At 40.5% G+C, this 21019-nt stretch carries 20 protein-coding genes; 12 read left to right on the top strand and 8 right to left on the bottom strand.

Going from position 1 to position 21019, the window contains the following annotated elements; translation table 11 throughout:
* Window positions 1-160: 160 nt before the first annotated feature.
* Window positions 161-667, top strand: coding sequence for a GbsR/MarR family transcriptional regulator (locus AAW12_RS17605; RefSeq protein WP_046674941.1), 507 nt, complete (start codon window positions 161-163; stop codon window positions 665-667).
* Window positions 668-671: 4 nt separating this feature from the next.
* Window positions 672-1589: a TIGR01777 family oxidoreductase gene (locus tag AAW12_RS17600; protein WP_231585292.1), complete on the top strand. Its 918-nt coding sequence runs from the start codon at window positions 672-674 to the stop codon at window positions 1587-1589.
* A gap of 32 nt (window positions 1590-1621) precedes the next feature.
* On the opposite strand, the gene AAW12_RS17595 is transcribed toward AAW12_RS17600, so the two are convergent.
* Together AAW12_RS17595 and AAW12_RS17590 are read right to left on the bottom strand one after the other, a co-directional pair.
* Complete coding sequence (locus AAW12_RS17595; RefSeq protein WP_046674940.1) at window positions 1622-3733, bottom strand: type IA DNA topoisomerase; 2112 nt, start codon at window positions 3731-3733, stop codon at window positions 1622-1624.
* Between the two features lie 111 nt (window positions 3734-3844).
* Entirely contained in the window at window positions 3845-5203 is a 1359-nt protein-coding gene (locus AAW12_RS17590) for a deoxyguanosinetriphosphate triphosphohydrolase (protein ID WP_046674939.1), read from the bottom strand.
* 250 nt (window positions 5204-5453) lie between these two features.
* Here AAW12_RS17590 and AAW12_RS17585 point away from each other — a divergent pair, with 250 nt between their 5' ends.
* Complete coding sequence (locus AAW12_RS17585) at window positions 5454-6512, top strand: aldose epimerase family protein (RefSeq protein WP_046674938.1); 1059 nt, start codon at window positions 5454-5456, stop codon at window positions 6510-6512.
* A 43-nt stretch (window positions 6513-6555) separates the two neighbouring features.
* Here the strand turns inward: AAW12_RS17585 and argH are convergent, their stop codons facing one another.
* On the bottom strand, window positions 6556-7887 hold the full coding sequence (gene argH, locus AAW12_RS17580) for an argininosuccinate lyase (RefSeq protein ID WP_046674937.1): 1332 nt from the start codon (window positions 7885-7887) through the stop codon (window positions 6556-6558).
* A 585-nt stretch (window positions 7888-8472) separates the two neighbouring features.
* Between argH and rbfA the strand changes: the two genes are divergently transcribed.
* From rbfA to AAW12_RS17560, 4 genes are read left to right on the top strand one after another with little or no spacing between them, the layout of a single operon-like run.
* Window positions 8473-8844, top strand: a complete 372-nt coding sequence (gene rbfA, locus AAW12_RS17575) for a 30S ribosome-binding factor RbfA (protein WP_046674936.1) — start codon at window positions 8473-8475, stop codon at window positions 8842-8844.
* 29 nt (window positions 8845-8873) lie between these two features.
* On the top strand, window positions 8874-9521 hold the full coding sequence (aat, locus tag AAW12_RS17570; protein WP_046674935.1) for a leucyl/phenylalanyl-tRNA--protein transferase: 648 nt from the start codon (window positions 8874-8876) through the stop codon (window positions 9519-9521).
* Entirely contained in the window at window positions 9514-10602 is a 1089-nt protein-coding gene (locus tag AAW12_RS17565) for an aminotransferase class V-fold PLP-dependent enzyme (RefSeq protein WP_046674934.1), read from the top strand. The genes aat and AAW12_RS17565 overlap by 8 nt, the downstream gene beginning before the upstream one ends.
* A 2-nt stretch (window positions 10603-10604) precedes the next feature.
* The gene (locus AAW12_RS17560; RefSeq protein WP_046674933.1) at window positions 10605-11255 is read left to right on the top strand and encodes a hypothetical protein; all 651 of its coding nucleotides are present in this window, start codon (window positions 10605-10607) and stop codon (window positions 11253-11255) included.
* A 50-nt stretch (window positions 11256-11305) separates the two neighbouring features.
* On the opposite strand, the gene AAW12_RS17555 is transcribed toward AAW12_RS17560, so the two are convergent.
* A complete protein-coding gene (locus AAW12_RS17555) occupies window positions 11306-11704 on the bottom strand; it encodes a hypothetical protein (protein ID WP_046674932.1) in 399 nt (132 codons plus the stop codon).
* 222 nt (window positions 11705-11926) lie between these two features.
* Here AAW12_RS17555 and AAW12_RS17550 point away from each other — a divergent pair, with 222 nt between their 5' ends.
* The 5 genes from AAW12_RS17550 to hemL all read left to right on the top strand — a co-directional run bounded on the left by AAW12_RS17550 (window position 11927) and on the right by hemL (window position 18557).
* Complete coding sequence (locus AAW12_RS17550) at window positions 11927-12769, top strand: hypothetical protein (RefSeq protein ID WP_053003779.1); 843 nt, start codon at window positions 11927-11929, stop codon at window positions 12767-12769.
* A gap of 219 nt (window positions 12770-12988) precedes the next feature.
* Complete coding sequence (hemA, locus tag AAW12_RS17545; protein ID WP_046674931.1) at window positions 12989-14230, top strand: glutamyl-tRNA reductase; 1242 nt, start codon at window positions 12989-12991, stop codon at window positions 14228-14230.
* A gap of 352 nt (window positions 14231-14582) precedes the next feature.
* Window positions 14583-16169 carry a hydroxymethylbilane synthase gene (hemC, locus tag AAW12_RS17540; RefSeq protein WP_046674930.1) on the top strand — a complete coding sequence of 529 codons (1587 nt, stop codon included), beginning with the start codon at window positions 14583-14585 and terminating at the stop codon, window positions 16167-16169.
* 90 nt (window positions 16170-16259) lie between these two features.
* Entirely contained in the window at window positions 16260-17243 is a 984-nt protein-coding gene (gene hemB / locus AAW12_RS17535; RefSeq protein WP_046674929.1) for a porphobilinogen synthase, read from the top strand.
* Between the two features lie 3 nt (window positions 17244-17246).
* Window positions 17247-18557 (top strand): glutamate-1-semialdehyde 2,1-aminomutase, encoded by a 1311-nt coding sequence (hemL, locus tag AAW12_RS17530; RefSeq protein ID WP_046674928.1) that lies wholly within the window; start codon window positions 17247-17249, stop codon window positions 18555-18557.
* A 91-nt stretch (window positions 18558-18648) separates the two neighbouring features.
* Here the strand turns inward: hemL and AAW12_RS17525 are convergent, their stop codons facing one another.
* Genes AAW12_RS17525 through AAW12_RS17510 form a run of 4 tightly spaced genes read right to left on the bottom strand, consistent with a single transcriptional unit; the run spans window position 18649 to window position 20975 of the window.
* Entirely contained in the window at window positions 18649-19194 is a 546-nt protein-coding gene (locus tag AAW12_RS17525; protein ID WP_083295802.1) for a DUF4252 domain-containing protein, read from the bottom strand.
* A 6-nt stretch (window positions 19195-19200) separates the two neighbouring features.
* Window positions 19201-19722: a DUF4252 domain-containing protein gene (locus AAW12_RS17520; protein WP_046674926.1), complete on the bottom strand. Its 522-nt coding sequence runs from the start codon at window positions 19720-19722 to the stop codon at window positions 19201-19203.
* A 6-nt stretch (window positions 19723-19728) separates the two neighbouring features.
* Window positions 19729-20418, bottom strand: coding sequence for a hypothetical protein (locus AAW12_RS17515; protein ID WP_046674925.1), 690 nt, complete (start codon window positions 20416-20418; stop codon window positions 19729-19731).
* A 41-nt stretch (window positions 20419-20459) separates the two neighbouring features.
* On the bottom strand, window positions 20460-20975 hold the full coding sequence (locus AAW12_RS17510; RefSeq protein ID WP_046674924.1) for an RNA polymerase sigma factor: 516 nt from the start codon (window positions 20973-20975) through the stop codon (window positions 20460-20462).
* Window positions 20976-21019 lie beyond the last annotated feature (44 nt).

The raw sequence follows: 21019 nt of genomic DNA, 5'->3' as shown, positions 1-21019 counted from the left end.
TATGGTGACTTGCCTGCTTAAACTTATTTTATTTTCAGAAATTTTTGAAAATTCAAAAACTTTGAATAACTTTAATACAACCTATTCATAGAATGGGAATAAGCTGATCGGATAAAAAGGCCGATAGAGAAAATTTAGCAAACGACACGATAGAAGCATAATGGAATTACAAGAAGCAAAACAGCAATTTATAGATACCTGGGGAGCATTAGGTTCTGAATGGGGAATCAACAAGTCCGTTGCGCAAGTTCATGCCTTACTCCTCTCGGCAAGCAATCCCATGTCTACAGACGAGATTATGGACAAGTTGGTGATCTCGCGCGGCAATGCCAATATGAGTATCCGACAATTGATCGATTATGGCATCGTCTACAAAAAGCATATTGCCGGCGACAGAAAAGAATATTTTGTTGCCGAGAAAGAAGTCTTAAAATGGGCCATGAAAATTGCGGTAATGCGTAAGCAAAAAGAACTTGACCCCGTTATGGATGTTCTAAAGGATATCAGCCGAAATACCGAGAAGGATCAGACGGCAGAAGGTAAAGAATTCCATAAAACGGTCAAGGACATCCAAAATCTGACGGATCAACTCGAAACTATTGCCAACAAGATTTTCAATACAAGCGGGGGAGATTTATTAATTAAATTGATCAAATTAATGATGTAGCATCATGAACTGGACTGTAAACACACTTGCCATGCATAAAATAGTCATCGCTGGAGGAACAGGTTTTGTTGGACAATATCTTTCCGAGAGATTTCAGACATTGGGCTACCAGGTTATCATCATTGGCCGTCGGCCGGGCAATATCCTTTGGACCGATCGATCTGGTATTTCCGATGCACTGGAAAATGCGGAGATGCTGATCAATCTAGCCGGAAAGTCTGTCAACTGTCGATATAACGAAAAAAATAAGGCCGAAATATTTTCTTCAAGAACAAAGACGACAACGATTCTTGGTGAGCTGATCGCAGACTGTACCAATCCACCAAAATTGTGGCTCAACTCCAGTACGGCGACCATCTATCGGCACGCCGAAGATCGTCCGATGACAGAAAGCTCGGGGGAAATCGGAACAGGTTTTTCTGTTGATGTCGCCAAATTATGGGAAAAGACTTTTTTCGACTTCAAATTGGAAAAGACAAGACAGGTGGCACTTCGGATGGCGATTGTTTTGGGTGCGGATGGAGGTGTTATCCTTCCTTTCAAAAATTTGGTTCGCGCTGGACTAGGAGGTATACAAGGAAATGGTCAGCAATATTTTAGCTGGATCCATATTGAAGATCTTTTTCAAATTATTTTATTCTTAAAAGATCATGGAGATATGGATGGTGTCGTCAATTGTGCGGCCCCCCACCCGATAATGAATAAGACTTTTATGGCGACTTTTCGACAAGTAATGAACCGTAACATTGGTCTACCATCTCCCAAATGGCTGCTGGAAATAGGCGCTGCTTTAATTGGTACGGAGACAGAGCTGCTTTTAAAAAGCCGTTGGGTATTACCTGAAAAGTTGGAGAATAGTGGATTTACATTTAGGTTTCCAACGATATCAAGTGCTTTACAGGATATTCTACAGCGGGGGTAAAAATTGAAAAGATCAACGTGGGGTAAACCAATTTATCCCACGTTAACCTTAAAATTTTCAAATACAAGCGGCGCAGTAACAATAGCACCCTCGTTATTTTTCACCCCTTTAAACTCGGAGGTTTTTCCTTTCTCCAACAGGTTCTTCATCTCTTTTTCGTCGAGAAAGATACCATTCAATGTTCGCCAGATCTTAAAATCACATCCACGGGCATAATGGTCGCATTGGGCTACTTTATCGTAGAGCAAAATCAATCCCTTTTCACATTTCGGACATTTTATCTTTCCTTTTTGTTGAGGTTTAACTTCCTCTTGCGCGAGAGAAATCCGCAACGTCAACAGTTCTTTTGTAATTTTGGCCGTATAGTCTTTAATATGTTTCATAAAAACATCATAGGACACTTTATTGGCCCGCATCTCTTCCAGCTTCTGCTCCCATTTACCGGTCAAGGTTACCTTGGCAATGGAACGATCTTTTACAAGATTGTATACCGCAAGTCCTTTTTCCGTTGGGATCAGTTTTTTCTTGTCGCGCTTAATATAATCCCGCTGGAAAAGTGTTTCGATGGTTGCAGCACGTGTAGCAGGGGTACCAAGTCCACAGTCCTTCATGGCCTGCCGCATTTCATCGTCTTCAATTTCCTTTCCCGAAGTTTCCATGGCCTTCAATAAGGAGGCTTCGGTATGTATGGGTCTTGCTTTGGTAAAACGTTCGGCAAGTTCGAGGGTCAGAATCTGCAATAATTCCTCGGCTAACAGCTTCGGTAACTGCGCATTTTCATTATCCTGATCGTCGTTGTTTTTATCTTCATCGGGCGCTTCGATCTGCTCCGCGGAAAGACGCCAGCCGTATTGCTTGATCACAGTACCTTTGGCGATAAGTTCAACCCCCTGCGCATCAATTGTCACGGTGGTAATATCTTTTACACATACTTCCGAGAAACTTTCCACCATGCGCTTGGCGATCATATTGTAAACATTCTGTTGCTCTTTGAGCATGGGACCCGGCTTTTCATCCGTCACCAATAGGGCGTGGTGATCGGTTACCTTTTTGTCATCGACAGAACGTTTGTTCAATTTTGCGCCGATCAGATTTTTTGCGATCGACGCGATGGATTCATCTGCGGTATCCGACAAATGTTGAAAAAGTGCGCCAATTTCTTCAAAAACATCCTCACCGATGTAACGGGAACCCGTACGCGGATAAGTGATGACCTTCTTTTCGTAAAGTGTTTGCGCAATACTCAATGTCTGATCGGCCGAATAACCATACTTCTTATTTGCATCCTGTTGCAGCGATGTCAAATCAAATAGCAAGGGCGGTTGCTCTTTTGTTTCTTTGGCTTCCACCTTTGCCACGCGAGCATTGGAACCAACGGTCAATCGCGCAATGGTTTGCTCGGCGACATCCTTTTTATCGATCTTATTGGATGTTGCCTTAAAACTGATATTATCTTTTTCAAAACCGGCCTGAATTTTATAGAATGCCTGGGGTTTAAAGTCTTTATTTTCCAGATAGCGCGAACAGATCATGGCCAAAGTTGGCGTCTGTACACGGCCCAAAGAAAGTAATCCTTTATTCCCGGCCGCCAAGGTGATGGCCTGCGTCGCATTGATACCGATTAGCCAGTCCGATTCCGAACGTGAACGGGCAGACATATACAGGCTATCGTATTCCGTACCTGCTTTCAAATTGGCAAAACCTTCTTTAATGGCTTTATCCGTTTGGCTCGATATCCAAAGGCGTTTAAAAGGTACTTTAGAACCTAAAAAATAGTATATATTACGAAAGATCAATTCACCCTCCCGTCCCGCATCGGTAGCCACAATGATTTCTTCGGCCTGTTCCAACAGGGATTTTATGGTGTTGAGTTGCTTAACTGCTCCGGTATCATCCATCTGCTTGCCATCACGCTTCACTTTCTTCGATTCCAGCTTAAATGTTGGTGGAATGATCGGCAAATTTGAAATTGTCCACGAATTGTATCCGTAAGCCTGTGGCGTACAGAGTTGAACCAAATGGCCAAAAGCATACGTAAAAGCATAGCCATTGCCGGCGATATAACCGTCTTTGACTTCCTTCGCCCCCATCACTCGAGCCAGATCACGCGCCACGGAGGGCTTTTCAGCAATTACAACCTTCATTTTAGATATCAGATGTTAGATTTTCGATCCGAGACTTTAGGATAATACCCTCAGGTATTACAGCGAGTCTCAATTTAATATTGATATTTTATCCCTTTACCTGAAACGTCCCTATTCTATGGATGGTATTGTTATTCCCTTGATTTTACGGTACAGCTCTATGGCATAAACGTCAGTCATACCTGAAACAAAATCCAATACACAACGGATTTTTGAATACGAATCTTGTTTATCCGTATAAAATTGTTCAGGAATTAATGCAACGAGCTTTTTATCGTAATTGTTCTTGTTCTTCTTTAGGTATGCCGGAACAAACTCTTTTAATAGGGCATCCATCACCCGGTAACCAGCAATCTCAATTTGCACAACCGTGGGCGCATTATAGATTTTTGCAATGGAAATCTTCGAGATTTTTTTCATTTGTGTAACAATGTCCTCATCTAAAGCATCCATTAGCGCTGATCCGAAAGTTCCTGACAGAAATTTGTCCTGCTCACGCACAAAGACATCAACACATCCTTTAATCAAGGTATTGATCGCTTTAGCACGCAACAATGCTACACGGCTTGGGGTATCCAGCAATCCATCGAGCCTGTCGCGAAGATTTTCTTTGCCACAGAGCGGCAATAATAATTCTTCCACTTCTTGATAGGACAATATCTTAAGATGATGTGCATCTTCCAAGTCAATAATATTGTAACAGATATCATCCGCAGCCTCCACGAGATAAACCAAGGGATGTCTTAGGTAGCCCTTTGGATTGGAAGGATCTTTTAATAATCCCAATTCATTGGCAACCTTCTCAAAAGCTTTTTGTTCTTCCGTAAAAAAACCATATTTCTTGCGATGATGGCTTTTCTTGAGGTGGCCATCAATTGCCAGACAGGGGTATTTTACAATGGAAGCCAGGGAAGTATAGGTCAATGCAAAACCTTTAGGATCCTTTCCTTGAAAGGCATGTGTCAGAATCCGTAGGGCATTGGCATTTCCTTCAAAGTGGGTCAGATCGGCCCATTCTTCGGCCGTTACCTGCTCTTGGTATTTACGTCCATCGCCATCTGTGAAATACGTGGATATGGCGGATTCACCCGAGTGACCAAAGGCCGGGTTGCCCAGGTCATGTGACAAACACGCCGCAGAGATAATATTTCCGACTTCTTGCAAAAAAGGGTAATCATTATCCAGGTTTGGATTTTCCTCTTTCAACTGTGCATAAAACATACGTCCCAAAGAGCGTCCTACACTGGCAACTTCTAAACTATGTGTCAACCTATTGTGTACGAATACCGCGCCAGGAAGTGGAAAAACCTGCGTTTTATTCTGTAATCTCCGAAATGGGGATGAAAAGATCAAACGATCATAATCCCGTTGAAATTCCGACCGGGCCACCAGGTAACTATCTACGCTCCGATCTTCGTAACCCCAGCGCTTTGCGGAGAGCAAATCTTTCCAATTCATTTTTTCAGACATAGCGCAAACTTAGATAAATTTGCCTTTAAATACAATTATAATCATAGGAGACCGGTTCGGAAATTACCCGAATGACTGTACGCCTATCGTTATATTTTACTGCTGTTATTTACCTGTCCAGGAGTCATTTTTGCAACAGTATCCTGGATTGCATTTCAAAATGACAAATTTTACAAACAGCTGTTGTCAAAGTCATTTTTATACTGGTTATATTCTGTATCTTTAACCTAAATACCAATAGGGATTCATCATGACGAAATATCAAACACTTATTCCAAAACATTTTGAAGGTACAATCGACGGCAAAAACACGCATTTGCTCTTATTAAAAAACGAAGGGGGCATGCAAGTACTCTTAACGGATTACGGTGCACGTATTGTCAGCATTTTGGTACCTGATAACAAGGGAAATTTGGTGGATGTTGCACTGGGCTTCGATTCCATTCAGGCCTACTTGGATTCTGATGAGAAATACCATGGCTGCACAGCGGGCCGTTTCGCCAATCGCATTGCTGAAGGCAAATTTGAAATCAACGGAAAACACTATACGCTTCCGCAAAACAATGGTAACAATTGCCTTCATGGGGGTGTTTCGGGCTTTCATGATAAGGTTTGGGACAGAAGGGTCACTTATCAATCGCACGTCGAATTTTATTATGTTTCCCAAGATGGTGAAGAAGGATTTCCAGGGAATCTAAAAGTTATGGTTTCTTATACCTTGACCAGAAATAACGAGATCATTATCAAATATCATGCGCAATCGGATGCTGATACGCACGTCAACTTGACCAATCATACGTACTTCAATCTGGATGGGGAAGGCAGTGGCGACGTATTGCAGCAGATCCTTCAGATCAATTCAGATGAAGTCTTATTTGTAGACGACAACCAGATACCGAATGCAATAGTACCTGTGGAGGGCACCGCCTTCGACTTCCGCATACCCAAACCTATTGTACAAGATATTACTGCAAATAACGAACAATTGATCGCTGCCAAAGGGTATGATCATTGTTATGTCAACAACCAGCCTATATCGCAGCCTTGTGCAACAGTCTATTCTAAAAACACGGGCATTCAGCTGGATGTTTTTACAACGGAGCCGGGCGTACAACTTTATACAGCAAACTGGATGACCGGAAATGATTTTGGCAAAAGAGGTTACAAGTATCTTCCTTATGCCGGATTCTGCCTGGAAACACAGCATTTTCCGGATACACCCAATCAAGCGGAATTTCCTTCAACCTTGTTAAAAGCAGGCGAATCATTCGACTCCGAGACACATTTTAAGTTCTCCATAAAAAAATAAGAACATGATGTGCTGTTTCCTCTGTAGGGCCACAGCACATTTTTTATTTTAAAAGGTCATCCAGTGCAGATTCGACTTTTTCAAAACCAAAAGTTGCTTTGACCTCGGCAAACATACGTTGAATTTGATCATTGCAAAGATTTCCTATGCTTCCCTCGTGGGTATGATTTACCTCTTTTGATGGCTTGAAACGCCCTTCATCAATATCAATACCGATAGTCCTGTAGGCCTCCCGGAAAGGAACTCCCTTAAGGACCTCATTGTTCACGACTTCAACAGAGAACAAATAATCGTATTTTGGATCGTCCAGGATATTGTCTTTTACAGTTATATTTTCCAACATAAAGGTTGCGATTTCAAGACATTCATTGAGCGATTTAAACGCTGGGAATAAATTTTCCTTTAACAATTGAAGATCTCTATGGTAACCCGATGGAAGGTTGGTCGTCATCAACGCAATTTCATTTGGCAAGGCCTGTATTTTATTACAGCGTGAACGGATCAGCTCGAAGACATCCGGGTTTTTCTTGTGTGGCATGATGCTCGATCCCGTAGTCAAATGTGCAGGAAAAGAGATAAAGCCAAAATTTTGGTTGATATACAAACATACGTCCATGGCAAACTTGGCCAATGTCGCCGCGATGGAACTCATGCCCTGTGCCAAGATGCGTTCAGTCTTCCCTCTTCCCATCTGTGCATAAACTACATTATAATTGAGGTCTTCAAATCCCAGCAATTGCGTCGTCATCGTTCTATTCAATGGAAAGGATGACCCATACCCTGCAGCAGATCCTAACGGATTTTTATTACAAACCTTCCATGCTGCACGCATCATTTCCAGATCATCCACAAGACTTTCCGCGTAAGCACCGAACCATAATCCAAACGATGAAGGCATCGCGATCTGTAAGTGGGTGTATCCAGGGATCAAAATATGTTTATATCGCTCGCTGAGCTGGATCAATTCATTAAAAAGAGCCTCCGTATTCTGGATGATATGCTGAATCTCTGAGCGAAAGTATAATTTTAGGTCGACCAAAACCTGGTCATTACGGGATCTGCCGGAGTGAATTTTCTTACCTGCCTCTCCAATACGCTGCGTAAGCAGCATCTCAACCTGCGAATGCACATCTTCTACCGAGTCTTCTATACGAAAGTCACCGGCTAAAATTTCTTTATAGATATTTTTCAGTTCTTTTTGAACAAGCGCTAGATCCTCATCGGTCATCAGGTTTATGCTATTCAGCATGCGTGTATGGGCCAATGAACCCAAAACATCCGCAGCAGCAAGTTGCAGGTCCATTACGCGGTCATTGCCTACCGTAAACGATTCTACAAAAGAATCGACATCTATATTTTTTTGCCAGATTTTCATTCGTATAATTTCTTTTTGATCCTATTATCATCAAAAGCCTTTTGTCGGTTTAGTATTGATTGAAGCTCCTGATAATTCTATCACATACAATTTTTACAAAAATACCAATTGCAAATGGTTATATCAATGCAAAGATTGCATACATTTTGCGCGGACAATTGGATGAAAAACAAAAAAATCAGGTGGAAAAAAAAGGCTGTTACAAAAAAAATAAAATGTTAAAAGTTTGTTAAATCGCGATAAACACATATAATAAGTAACCACTCACTTTATTTTTAAAAGTTATTTTGTCAGTTTTTTAAGTATTCCTATGTTTGTAGTGTAAGGGAGATGAAAAAATAGAAGATGGTAAGGTTAGTAAATACTTACCGCTTTAAATACACCGAAATTTCAAACCAAATATGATAGACCTCAAAGTCTTAAAACTTGAAAGAAATTACCTAACCAATTGTGAATCGAAATTTAAAGGCACGTCAAACCAAGATGTGCCTTTTTTCTTATGTCGGGTCAAGTTTCTCTTTTAATTGAAATTTTGGCTATTTTTGTTTAGACATAATTGAGAATATTCAACATAAAACGTATACGATGGGAACAGAAAGCAAGAGACAGCAACGTTTTGCTGGGGTGATTCAACAGGATTTAGCAGCATTATTTCAACGCGAAGGTAATTCATGGGCTCCCGGCGCATTTATCACGGTTACACGTGTTCGTGTTACGCCTGATTTGGCAATTGCCCGTGTTTACGTGAGCTTTTTAAACACAAAAACGGCACAGGAAGATATGAAGGCCATTCGTTCCAAAACATCGGAAATACGCTACAAACTGGGAGCAAAAATTAAGAACCAGGTAAAGATTGTCCCTCAATTGGAGTTCTTCCTCGATGATACCAACGAATATGTTGAACACATGGATAAACTATTTGAAGAGATCGGCAAAGAACCGCGTCAGCCAGAATAATACCATCTACCGCAGCATGTTAAACAACCATGGTATTTGAACTGGATACGAACAGACTGGAGTTTCCACACCCAAGCTATGCAGAAGAAGATGGTTTACTCGCCGTAGGCGGAGATCTTTCGGTAGATCGTTTGCTACTGGCCTATAGTAATGGAATTTTTCCATGGTTCAGCGATGATAGCCCCATACTTTGGTATGCCCCAAATCCCAGATTTGTGATCAATCCGTCCAAGATCAAGATCAGCAACAGCATGGCCAGTGTTCTCCGTAAAAAGACATTCTCCTTCTCGATAGACCAAAGCTTTAGAGAAGTCATTCAGCTTTGCGCGACTATCAATAGAAAAGACCAGGCTGGAACCTGGATAACCCAGGACATGATTCACGCATACAGTAAACTTGCTGAGTTAGGTTATGCACATTCGGTGGAAGTATGGCAAGATGGTATATTGGTTGGGGGGCTTTATGGCGTGTTAATCCGTGGTGTCTTTTGTGGTGAAAGCATGTTTTCAAAAGTCGCCAACGCGTCGAAAGCGGCCCTGATTTATCTTGCCCAAGAAATTGAACTACGTTTAATTGATTGCCAATTTCACACGGATCATTTGGAAAGCATGGGCGGTGAATACCTTTCCTTGACAGATTATTTAGCAATACTAACAAAAGACCAAAGACATGAGTAGTCCCTATCGTAAACATTTTGACATCGCTTCAGCGGTAACTTACCTCACCACACCCGGATCCGGCTTACTTTCACGTGAAACAAAGGCATGGCGGGCCCAAAGAGACCAAGATTTCTTTGACGCGAACAGCACCTTACGCGAACAGCAAGGCGCAACTTTAGATGCCTGTCGGGATACGCTCGGTAAATTCTTTAGTTGCCCTTCCCAAAATGTGTTCTTATCAAGTTGTTTTTCCTTTGCCTTCAATGCGCTATTGGCAGGTTTACCGAAACAATCGAAAGTGCTGCTATTGGACAATGATTATCCTTCTGTTAATTTTCCTACAATTATAAGCGGTTTTGAACATCAATTTGTCAGGATGGACGAACAGCTGGAAACGAATTTATTGGACACAATAGCAACATTTAAACCAGATGTCCTTATTCTTTCCATTGTTCAATATATTTCGGGATTAAAAATAGACCTATCTTTCATACAGGAATTAAAGCATCAGCATCCCGAGTTGTTGATTGTAGGCGACGGCACCCAGTTTTTGGGAACAGATCTTTTTGATTTTACGCTTTCGGGCTTTGACGCCGTATTATCCAGTGGATACAAATGGCTTATGGCTGGCTTTGGCAATGGTTTTGTTCTCTTAAGTGACAGACTCAAAGCGATACTTTATGCGGATATCCAAAAAAATTACAGCTTCCTCAACAATCAATGGATGAATAAATCTGTGGTACAACTCTGTTTTGAACCAGGGCATCTGGACACCCTATCGCACGGAACGCTACAGCAGTCCCTTCTTCAATTGGAGGAATGGGGATTTTCCGAAACAGTGGCCTATACCCAAAAGTTAATTGCAGATGCCCGCGCTGAACTTGCCGACCGGAAACTGTTATTGGACAGCATCATCAATAGACGTCCGCAGAGCAATATTTTCAATATTCAGATCAACCCCGACAATTATCAGACCCTCCTGGATGAGGGCATAAAATGCTTTCCCCGAGGATCGGGGATCCGTGTTGGATTTCATTTATACAATGATCACTCGGATCTTGAGAAGCTACTATATATTATTGACACAAAAGTAAAGTAAACATGAAATTTAGAATAGGCGACTTAGTACGGTTTGTCGATGAGCCCATTGAGGGGCATATCACATCCATGCAGCCCAACGATATTGTAGGCGTTACAGACGACACTGGTTTTGAGATTCCGGTGCCCATGGATAAAATCACCCTCGTCTTCGGCAATATGCGCCGTGCAGATGATGAACTTGACCAGCATGCGACACCACTGACACCACATCGATTTATCGAAAAAGGAATACTTTTGGCAATTTCGGGAGACCACAAAGATGGACTTGCCAAATTACATATCATCAATGAAACGAGTTTTGAGCTCCTGGTGTCCGTAGCTGAAGCTACAGCGAATAAAGTGAAAGGTATTTTCAGCAATAAAATACCGCCACACGATTCGATGCAGTTTTATACAGGCAACTTTGCAAATGTTGGGAAATGGCCTACCTTCCGTTTTCAGATCATACGGCATAGTGGTAGTTTGCAGGAACTGACCTCACCAATCAACAGAGAACAGCGTGTACGTCCTGTAGATCTTACTAATCCAAAAGTCCTCAACGAAATTTTGGATGAAAAAATATGGTCCTACGAACTGGATAAGATTGAAGAGGATTTAGGACTGGATAAGCTGAAAAATCATTTCATACCACATCGTCCAAATAAAAAATAAGCTAGATGAAATTCATCTAGCTTATTTTTTATTTGGTAAACGGCTTTATTTTATTCAGCCGTCGCAGAAACCTTCCTGGTGCTCAACAATAATAGTACAATGCCAACCAAATAGACAATCCAGCCCCAGCGCATGTGCAGGGATTTAGAAAGCAATTTATCGGCAAATCCCCAGCCGAAATAATTATTGATCTTAAACCAGACCGCTGTTATACTCAACAGGTACCAACAGGCGGCCAATCGGGTCATCCACTGATAAGCTCGAACCGCACGGACAAAAAACAAGAGGGCAGTCACCCCGAGAATAAGTAATGTGATAAAGAACAAATAGGCATCTACCTGATATAAATTCCAATTTCCCTTAATAGGCACTTTTAAGAATGGTGTCATGCTGGACAAAAAAGAAATGACTAGTCCAACAATGGCAAAGTATTTTTTGATAATAATCATGGTTCAAATTACTTTAAAATTGCTACGAATATAAGTTGAATATTGACACATATATAACTTGTATTTCACTTTTTGAAAAATTATTCTATTTTTAAGCGCAATTAACGCTTAGAACAAATAAAAAACAAAACTAACACAAAGATCATCAATCATTTAGAATCTGTTTTTCACTTGTTTAAAAGAGATGAATATAATTTTTAGCATTTAAGCCGAATAACAAACATGAAAAGAGAAGTTGAAGAAATCGCAACAGAACGACCTGCACAGCCTAATAAAAAGAAAAAGGTCTATATCATTATTGGCGTCTTACTGTTGGTTGTCCTGGCTGCTGGCGGCGGATATTACAACTATAGCCATCGACAAGCTTTCGACGGCTTGCAGGTGGATAGTACCGCAACAGCTGTTGTGGGGTTTGACAATGCAGATCCCAAAGACCTGGAAGATGCTGATGGTTGGAGTTCACTGGAAGACTATCAACACTGGAACAATGCAATCTTCACGATTCCCGAATACGATAATATCCCGTTACGCTATAGAAGGGGTATTACAAAGATATTCATGGGTAATAACTACCTTGAACCTGTAGATGATAAACCGATATACAAGTTTACACGGATAAAAGATCGTGCTAAATCTGTTTTCTGTTATGGGAACTTTACCGACCGCAACGATTCAGACAGTTGGAATAAAGAAATGGCTTTTTTGGTAGAAAAGAACGACTACCAGAGCAGTGCCATCTGGATCATTTCAGCAAAAGGCGATATTTTATTCTGGAAGGAATATTCAAGCGAACTGCCACTCATCAACAGCTTCAAAAAGGGACAAAAAATTTTTATGGATGAGATGAAGTTAGTACCTGCTCCTGCTGATGGAATTATTGTCAAGAATAAAAATTCCAAGTACGCATTAATTTACAATAAAAGCAGCAAGACCTTCGACAGCTATTACCAATACAGTGATAGTGAAATTCAGGAAGCTACCACTTCCGAAGAGGAGCCTTATGTGGAAGAATTGCAAGATGTCACCATCGACTCTGCAACTACAAATACAGGTATTAAAGAGTAGTTTATCGTATTTTATCGCTTAAAATTTTCGTCACGACAGATCGTGACGAAAATCATTCGATATTGATACGCAAAACAAACACCTGAATTACAGACATATAACCATCAAAATCAGCTATTTAAAATCTTTCTAAATTAATCCCTTTGACAGATTTTTGACACAAGCACAAAGCTTTTAAGCTACATTTGTACCGTTAAATATAAGCGAGGGATTAGAGCTTTGAAAAATCTTAAAGTATTAGCGTTTACTCATAAACATGTCGAACTAAAAGATCTAGGTAATCTAGTGATCTGCAATGAGGATTTAGAAAGTCGCCTCATCAATCTAAAGCATAGCCTAGACATTCCAGAGATCTTTTATATTGGTACTTGTAACCGAGTAGAGTTTGTATTTTATGGTGCTCACGAATTGACCCATGAATTCATTGCTGATTTTATGGGAAAATTGAACTTCTGTGTTCCGCAGGAGAGACTACAATGTTATTTAGGACAGGTTAACAAATACGAGGGTATGGATGCTTTAAACCACCTGCTTCGGATGTCATGTTCACTTGAAAGTCTTGTTGTTGGTGAAAAAGAAATTTTGGCACAGGTACGTCGGGCTTATGATCGTTGTAGAGAAGCTGGTTTTACTGGAGATTTTCTACGTCTGATGATGGATCGTCTCGTAAAAACGGCTAAAGAAGTATACACCCATACTAAAATTTCCAGAAACCCAATTTCCGTTGTCTCGCTTGCCTATCGCAAATTGCGCGAACTAAAACTGGTTGAAAACCCTAGAATCGTCATCATCGGTTCTGGAGAAACCAATCAGAACTTAGCGAAATATTTCCAAAAGAACCAAAAAGCTAAGTTCGTTATTTTCAACCGCACACTAGAGAACGCAAAGGCCTTAGCCGAAGAATTAAATGCTGAAGCTTATCCCCTAGCTGATATTGATCAGTACAAAGAAGGCTTTGATATTTTAATTACTTGCACAGGTGCTCCGACCTCCATTATTGACAACACACTTTATCAATCCTTATTAAACGGAGAAACGGATAAGAAAATAATCATTGACTTAGCCGTTCCGAATGATATTGATGCTGAAGTTCTCCAAAATAATCCGATTCATTATATTGAAGTGAGCAGCTTACAAGCTATTGCGGAGAAAAACATCCAAGAGCGTTATAACGAATTGGAGAGTGCCGAAAAGATTATACAGGACAATATCCAAGAATTTTTACCTTTAATCAAACAGCGACGTGTAGAGGTTGCTATGCGTGAGGTTCCTGAAAAGATTAAAGAAATTAAGTCATTTGCGCTAAATGAGGTTTTTGCTCAAGAGGTTCAAGCCCTAACCCCCGAAGCGAGAGAAGTATTGGAAAAAGTCATCAACTATATGGAAAAGAAATACATCAAAGTTCCAATGGTTATGGCGAAAGAAATTTTGGTTAAAACTCCAGAAACGGAAAAAAACTAATACTAAGCTTCCTCTTCGAACAGAGTTATATTCTATTACTTTTTGTTGCTTCCCTAGGTTTTGCACCAATGCCTATTAGCGGAATGAATCTGCGCCCGTCACCCGGAGCTATCCTTTGACTGTTTCTTTAAATTTCGGTTTGTCAATTATTTCCTGACATATAATGACAGTAACGTGTCAACATATTCCTTCTATTTATTTATTTTTGCTCTGATTAATGGTATTAAACACATTTTTCCGAAATTGTTTATTTCCGGGGCTCAATTGAATTAAAACACATGCTGTGCTAGTTGAATACGTCGCTACTGGGGGAACATTTTGTGATTGTTTTAATAGGTAAAGTAAAATTAACGTGAATAGAAAACTAATTATTGGTACCCGGGGAAGTGTTCTTGCCATGTGGCAGGCAAATTTTGTAAAAGATCGATTGGCAGAAATCGGAATTGAAGCAGAATTAAAAGTCATTAAAACACAAGGGGATATCATTCAACACCTTCGTTTGGATAAATTAGAAGGCAAAGGATTTTTCACCAAAGAGCTTGAAGAGGAGCTTTTAAGCGGTACCATTGATTTAGCTGTACACTCACACAAAGATTTACCTACGGTCAACCCTCCGGGATTGATCATTGCTGCGGTTTCTGAGCGTGAGGATCCCGCTGAATTATTGATTATCCACAAAGATTGTGTGGATATCAAAAAACGTCTTTCATTAAAACACAATGCGACTGTTGGGACATCATCCAACCGTAGAAAAGCGCAGATCTCGGCGCTACGTCCGGATCTAGAATTTGACGATCTCCGTGGTAATTTACAGACAAGAATCCAGAAGCTACGTGATGAGCAATACGATGCTATCGTACTTGCAAAGGCAGGTATTAGCCGTATTGAAATGGATATTACAGATTTTCATGTGGAGGAGATTCCTCCTGTTGAAATTATCCCGGCACCGGCTCAAGGGGTACTTGCTATTCAGATCCGTGAAGTCGACAAGGAACTTTTTGACGCTTTACAGCCCTTAAACAATGAAGAAGTAGCAAAAACAATCTCCGTAGAACGTTTGGTATTAAATAAATTTGACGCGGGATGTCATGCGCCATTAGGCTGTTATTGCCGTAAAAGCGGTGATGGATACGAAGCTTGGGCCTCTATTGCTGACACAAGCGAAGATTTTCCTGACCGTGTTTACCTTAGAGATACCGATACGACACGTTTAGCGGAGCGTATTTTCAGCAAGTATGCAAAGGATAGAAAGTTGCCACAATCTGTATTTATCTCCCGGGAGGTAGATGAAAATTCCTATTTCGCAAGGGCAATGGCCAAACACAATATCACTATTGAAGGCCGCTCTTTGATCAAAATATTCCCCATCATCAACAAATTGGATCCTTTTATCCTAAAACACGTGGATTGGATTATATTTTCAAGCAAGAATGGCATTGAGCACTTTTTCAATTTAGAGCCTCGTTTGAGCAAAAAGACCAAGATTGGTGTCATTGGCCGTGGCTCGGAAGAGATTTTGCGCAAATATGACCGCGTTGCTGATTTCTCTGGCGACAGTGAGGGCATCAATATGGAGGAAATTGCGAAGAAATTTGCTGAATTGGCCAATGGTGGTACCGTGCTTATACCACGTGCGAAGGAATCTTTGGAGACGATCCAAAAAGCATTGAGCCCGGAGACGAAAATTATCAATATACCGGTATATGAAACGGTCTTAGAAGAAAATGTAGATCCATCCAATGCGGAGGTATTGGTCTTTACCAGTCCAAGCAATGTGGAAGCTTATTTTGCAGACAACCTACTGGAACCAGGCCAAAAAGTAATCTGTATTGGCCGCTCTACTGGTGCAAAGTTTGATGAGATGAATGTGCCTTATACCCTTCCTTATTCTCCTGATGAGATCGGCCTTTCCGAAGCCGTTTTTGGATTGGAGTATTAGAATCGTATAAAGTAGTTTGTATTTCAAAGTCAGTAAACGATTGCACTGCTATTGCAATAAACAACATAGATCATAAATAATCTTAATATAATGTTACAACGTCCGAGAAGAAATCGTAAATCTGCCGTGATTCGCGACATGATTCAAGAGACACGTTTAGACGCGTCAAATTTGATTTTCCCACTTTTTATTGTCGATGGGCAAAATCAAAAAACTGAGGTTAAATCGATGCCGGGCATCTATCGCTATTCAATAGACAATCTATTGAAGGAAGTGGAAAGTTGCCTGAAGTTGGGCTTACGTTCATTTGATCTTTTCCCTAACATTGAAGAGTCATTAAAAGACAAATATGCTACAGAAAGCTACCGTGATGGAAGTTTATACTTACGTGCAATTGCTGCGGTAAAGAAAAATTTTCCGGAGGCTTGTATCGTAACGGATGTTGCCATGGACCCTTACAGCAGTGACGGGCACGATGGAATTGTCGAAAACGGTGAGATCCTAAACGATGAGACATTAGAGGTATTGGGCAAAATGGCCTTGGCACATGCACAATCAGGTGCAGATATCATTGCACCATCAGATATGATGGATGGCCGCATCGGTTACATCCGTGAGCTATTGGACCATAATGGTTTTACTAACGTTTCTTTGATGTCGTATACGGCAAAATATGCTTCGGCCTATTATGGTCCTTTTAGAGATGCCTTAGGCTCGGCACCCAAGCATGGCGATAAAAAGACCTACCAGATGAATCCTGCCAATGCAAAAGAGGCGCTTATTGAAGCACAGCTCGACGCACAGGAAGGAGCGGATTTTCTGATGGTGAAACCAGGACTTCCCTACTTAGATATCGTTAAACTTCTTGCAGACAACTTCGATCTACCTATTGCAGTATATAATGTCAGTGGAGAATATGCGATGTTAAAGGCGGCAATTCAAAACGGCTGGTTAGACGAACGTGTCATCCTAGAAACGTTATTGAGCTTCAGACGTGCTGGCGCTACAGCAATCTTATCCTACCACTCCAAAGAAGTATTGGAGAAAGGTTTTATTTCGCATTCAACTATTTAGACTATGCAAGCACCTGATATTTCAAGAGCAAAATCTGCTGAGCTATTTGAAAAAGCAAAACAATATTTCCCTGGAGGCGTAAACTCTCCTGTTAGGGCTTTCAAATCCGTATATGGTACCCCATTATTTATTGAGCGTGGCGATAAAGCACACCTGTGGGATGCGGACGGAAATGAATTCATCGATTTTTGTTGTTCATGGGGCCCCTTAATTTTAGGGCACAATAATGATCAAGTTCGTGAAGCTGTAGCGGCACAACTCGGGAAAGGCTTAAGTTTTGGCGCTCCTACTGCGTTGGAGAACCAACTGGCTGAGTTGATTATCGAAAACAATAGATTTATTGAGAAAATTCGCTTTGTCAGTTCTGGCACCGAGGCCGTAATGTCTGCAATCCGTTTGGCTAGAGGCTATACGAAACGTGATAAGATCATCAAATTTGATGGCTGTTATCATGGCCACTCCGATTCTCTTTTGGTTAAAGCGGGTTCTGGTTTGGTCACTTTTGGTGAGACATCATCGGCTGGTGTACCTAAAGCATTTGCAGACGAAACCATTGTTATCGAATTAAACGATAAGCAAGCTTTAGAAGCTGCTTTTGCAGAATTTAAAGATCAGATTGCCGCAGTTATCATTGAGGGTATACCTGCAAACAATGGTTTATTGTTGCAATCTAAGGAATATGTTCACTTCTTACGTAATATCACCAAAGAACATGGTGCAATGTTGATTATGGATGAAGTGATCACGGGATTCCGTATTGGTTTTGAAGGTGCTTCGGCTTACTATGACGTACAACCAGATATTATTACCTACGGCAAAATTATTGGTGGCGGAATGCCTGTCGGTGCTTATGGAGCCTCAAAAGAATTGATGGCCTGTATATCTCCTGATGGTGCAGTTTACCAAGCCGGAACTTTATCCGGAAATCCAGTTGCTATGGCTGCCGGCATTGCCGCATTAGGTATCTTGGCACAAAAGGACTTCTACACAAATTTAAATGCCAAAACAGAAGCTTTCGTCAATGATATGCGTACATATATTGCGGAGAAAGGATATAAAGTTCAACTTTTCCATGTGGCTTCTATTTTTTGGTTTGCCTTCACAGAACAGCACGAAATTAAAAAAGCGAGTGAAATCGATCCTAAATCGATGGAATCTTATAAAATTATGCACCGCGAGTTGTTAAATCGTGGCGTATATTTTGGTCCTTCAGGCTATGAAGTAGGCTTTGTTTCTGATGCACATACAGCAGCGGATCTTGACCAGGCAAAAAAACATATTTTCGATGCTTTAGACATTGTCTTTAGTGCATAAAATCAAACTACTATAAAAAAGCCCTCCAGTATATTACTAGAGGGCTTTTTTTATGGGTTAGTGGAAGTATAGGCTCGAATCAACGTGCTTATTACAGTTTGTTTGCCAGCTTCTTATCTTTAGATTTCATCTTATTTAGTCCGGCAATAAGTTCATCCAATGAAAACTTACCTTTGATATCCATAAAAACACTTTCATCTTCGTTATCATGAACGAGTAGAGAAACCCGCTGAATAACATTATTCTTATCAATTCGCGCATTCAGCGAAATCTCCTGTCCATCCGTGTTAATAACCAGTAATTCCTCAAATTTGTTCTTCTTCAAAAACTTATGGTAATCATCCAAAATCCGTGCATTCTTCGTTTTATCATTATTTGAAAGTGTCAGCATTCTGAACTTCTTTAATTTCTTTACAATTTCAGCCATTGCACGAGACTCTTCATCATTATCGTCCTTTAAGGCTTTTTTCATAAAGGGTTTTGTTAACCACATTGGTAAATTAATGGCAACAATCTCGGCGTCGTCCGATACATTAGACCGGCTGACGAAATCCATATTGGAGGCTTTTTTTATCATGCATGACTGCATGGAGAAAAGAACGCCAACTAGGCACAACAAGGTTAGTAATCTTTTCATAATCTTCTACTTTTTGTTGTTATCACCTTTATTCTTACTCACTTTATTGTTCCCTTCGTTGACCAAGCTAGTCACGTCTTTCAACGGTATAGCCCCGTCAAGGATCATAAATAGATTTTGCCCATCTCCGTTGATCGTTAGTAACAGATTGTTTAGGATGTCGGCATTTGCAGACATATTTTCCACCATGAACCGGATATCCTGACCTTCATTATTGAGCGACATGAGTTCTTCATATTTTAAATTTGAAACTGCCCCTTGAATAATACCTGTTAAGGCTTTATCCTCTCCATCTTCAACAATCAGCATCCGCAACGATTTAACATTCTTAAGTAGTGGTGTAATTGTCTGCATATCCTCATCGTCTATTTTCAAATTACCCAATAGCTTGAACATCGGCGCCCCGATTTTGAGTGTTGTCACACCTTTCTTTCCTTGATATTGTTCAAAAAGTTTATCCAATTTTGAAATTTGTGCATTTGCCATACTTGCTACAAGTAGAAGGCAAGCTATTAAAAAACCTTTCATTTTATTTTAGTTAATCGTTATTGACATTTGTTTTATATTCATTGCTTTATCTACACCATTTTCCAGATTATTTGCCAGTAAGCCTAAAGATTTTAGGGTCAGTTCAACAGCTTCCTGTTCATTCGCGACAGGTTTCCCATTCAAAACAACATAATCTGCCTGATAGGGTTCACTTTCGACTGATTGCAGACTCTCAGCAACTATTTTCTTCTTTTCAGTCCATGCCTTCGCTCGTTTTTTAACTTTAGGATGTTTGACCGTTTCTGCGATCTGTAACGTCTTACCGCTTTTCACCGAACGGAAGCTATCATTAGCATTGGAAACTACCGTTTCTTCATTTTGATGTTCGATCAGCTTCTTGTCCGCGGATTTTAGCTCTTTCATTTCCTTTTCGGCAAGTACCGTTACTTGAGTTGTTGACTCCTGATTTAGGAATAACGCAATTCCAATAGCCATTAGCAACATGGCTGCCGCAGCATATTTTATCCAGCTATTATTCCACCATACAATACGTTTCTTATCCTCATTGATCTCACTTTGGAAGTCTTCAAAGGACCAGTCCATTGTTCTATTCTTTTCTTGATTCAATGATTGAAAAAAAACATCATCCGAGTTTTTCAATGCTCTTTCTTCCTCTAATGACGACTGGCCATTAAAGTACTTCTCTTCCAATTCTTTTAATTTCTTATCTTTCATCACTGTGCATCTTATTTTCAAAGACGATGAAACATTCGGGTTTATTTTTTACCTGAATAAATCCGCGTGGTTTCATAATCGAATAATTTTGTCAATTGTTCTTTTACCTTCTGTCTAGCACGCATCAGATTAACTCTGACCGCAGACTCGCCCATCTCCAATACTTCACTGATTTCATCGATATCATAATCCTCAACATCGCGCAGATGCATAACAAGCCGTTGCTTTTCGGGAAGGGAATTGATCATTTTCAGGATAATTTCTTTCGTATTCCCAACAGTATGTTCCGTCATGGTAACAACCTGATGCCGCTCAACAAAGTCTGCCCTGACCTTATCTTTTTTTAGACGATTGAGCGCTTCATTTTTCACACTCTGCATGCAGAAGGCTTCCATATTTTTATATTGAAGCAGCTGATCTTTTAATTGCCACAACCGCATCATCACATTTTGTACCGCATCGAAAGCCTCATCATCATCAACCAAGATCCGTTTCGCAAAGCGAAATAGCTTATCCTTATGGATGAAAACGGTATTTTTAAATTGCTCTTGGTTCATATTATCGTCAATATTGAGACTTACGCTATTTTAATCTTCTAATC

Source organism: Sphingobacterium sp. Ag1, assembly GCF_000988325.1.
In the GTDB taxonomy this organism is placed as follows: Bacteria; Bacteroidota; Bacteroidia; order Sphingobacteriales; family Sphingobacteriaceae; genus Sphingobacterium.
Note: the sequence above shows the minus strand (reverse complement) of the source record. Positions and strands in the feature narration are given on the sequence as shown.

What these genes read in the sequence shown, in the direction of transcription:
- AAW12_RS17605 (WP_046674941.1), top strand. Translation starts at nt 161, where the DNA reads ATGGAATTACAAGAAGCAAAACAGCAATTTATAGATACCTGGGGAGCA.
- AAW12_RS17600 (WP_231585292.1), top strand. Translation starts at nt 672, where the DNA reads ATGAACTGGACTGTAAACACACTTGCCATGCATAAAATAGTCATCGCT.
- AAW12_RS17595 (WP_046674940.1), bottom strand. Translation starts at nt 3,733, where the DNA reads ATGAAGGTTGTAATTGCTGAAAAGCCCTCCGTGGCGCGTGATCTGGCT.
- AAW12_RS17590 (WP_046674939.1), bottom strand. Translation starts at nt 5,203, where the DNA reads ATGTCTGAAAAAATGAATTGGAAAGATTTGCTCTCCGCAAAGCGCTGG.
- AAW12_RS17585 (WP_046674938.1), top strand. Translation starts at nt 5,454, where the DNA reads ATGACGAAATATCAAACACTTATTCCAAAACATTTTGAAGGTACAATC.
- argH (WP_046674937.1), bottom strand. Translation starts at nt 7,887, where the DNA reads ATGAAAATCTGGCAAAAAAATATAGATGTCGATTCTTTTGTAGAATCG.
- rbfA (WP_046674936.1), top strand. Translation starts at nt 8,473, where the DNA reads ATGGGAACAGAAAGCAAGAGACAGCAACGTTTTGCTGGGGTGATTCAA.
- aat (WP_046674935.1), top strand. Translation starts at nt 8,874, where the DNA reads ATGGTATTTGAACTGGATACGAACAGACTGGAGTTTCCACACCCAAGC.
- AAW12_RS17565 (WP_046674934.1), top strand. Translation starts at nt 9,514, where the DNA reads ATGAGTAGTCCCTATCGTAAACATTTTGACATCGCTTCAGCGGTAACT.
- AAW12_RS17560 (WP_046674933.1), top strand. Translation starts at nt 10,605, where the DNA reads ATGAAATTTAGAATAGGCGACTTAGTACGGTTTGTCGATGAGCCCATT.
- AAW12_RS17555 (WP_046674932.1), bottom strand. Translation starts at nt 11,704, where the DNA reads ATGATTATTATCAAAAAATACTTTGCCATTGTTGGACTAGTCATTTCT.
- AAW12_RS17550 (WP_053003779.1), top strand. Translation starts at nt 11,927, where the DNA reads ATGAAAAGAGAAGTTGAAGAAATCGCAACAGAACGACCTGCACAGCCT.
- hemB (WP_046674929.1), top strand. Translation starts at nt 16,260, where the DNA reads ATGTTACAACGTCCGAGAAGAAATCGTAAATCTGCCGTGATTCGCGAC.
- hemL (WP_046674928.1), top strand. Translation starts at nt 17,247, where the DNA reads ATGCAAGCACCTGATATTTCAAGAGCAAAATCTGCTGAGCTATTTGAA.
- AAW12_RS17525 (WP_083295802.1), bottom strand. Translation starts at nt 19,194, where the DNA reads ATGAAAAGATTACTAACCTTGTTGTGCCTAGTTGGCGTTCTTTTCTCC.
- AAW12_RS17520 (WP_046674926.1), bottom strand. Translation starts at nt 19,722, where the DNA reads ATGAAAGGTTTTTTAATAGCTTGCCTTCTACTTGTAGCAAGTATGGCA.
- AAW12_RS17515 (WP_046674925.1), bottom strand. Translation starts at nt 20,418, where the DNA reads ATGAAAGATAAGAAATTAAAAGAATTGGAAGAGAAGTACTTTAATGGC.
- AAW12_RS17510 (WP_046674924.1), bottom strand. Translation starts at nt 20,975, where the DNA reads ATGAACCAAGAGCAATTTAAAAATACCGTTTTCATCCATAAGGATAAG.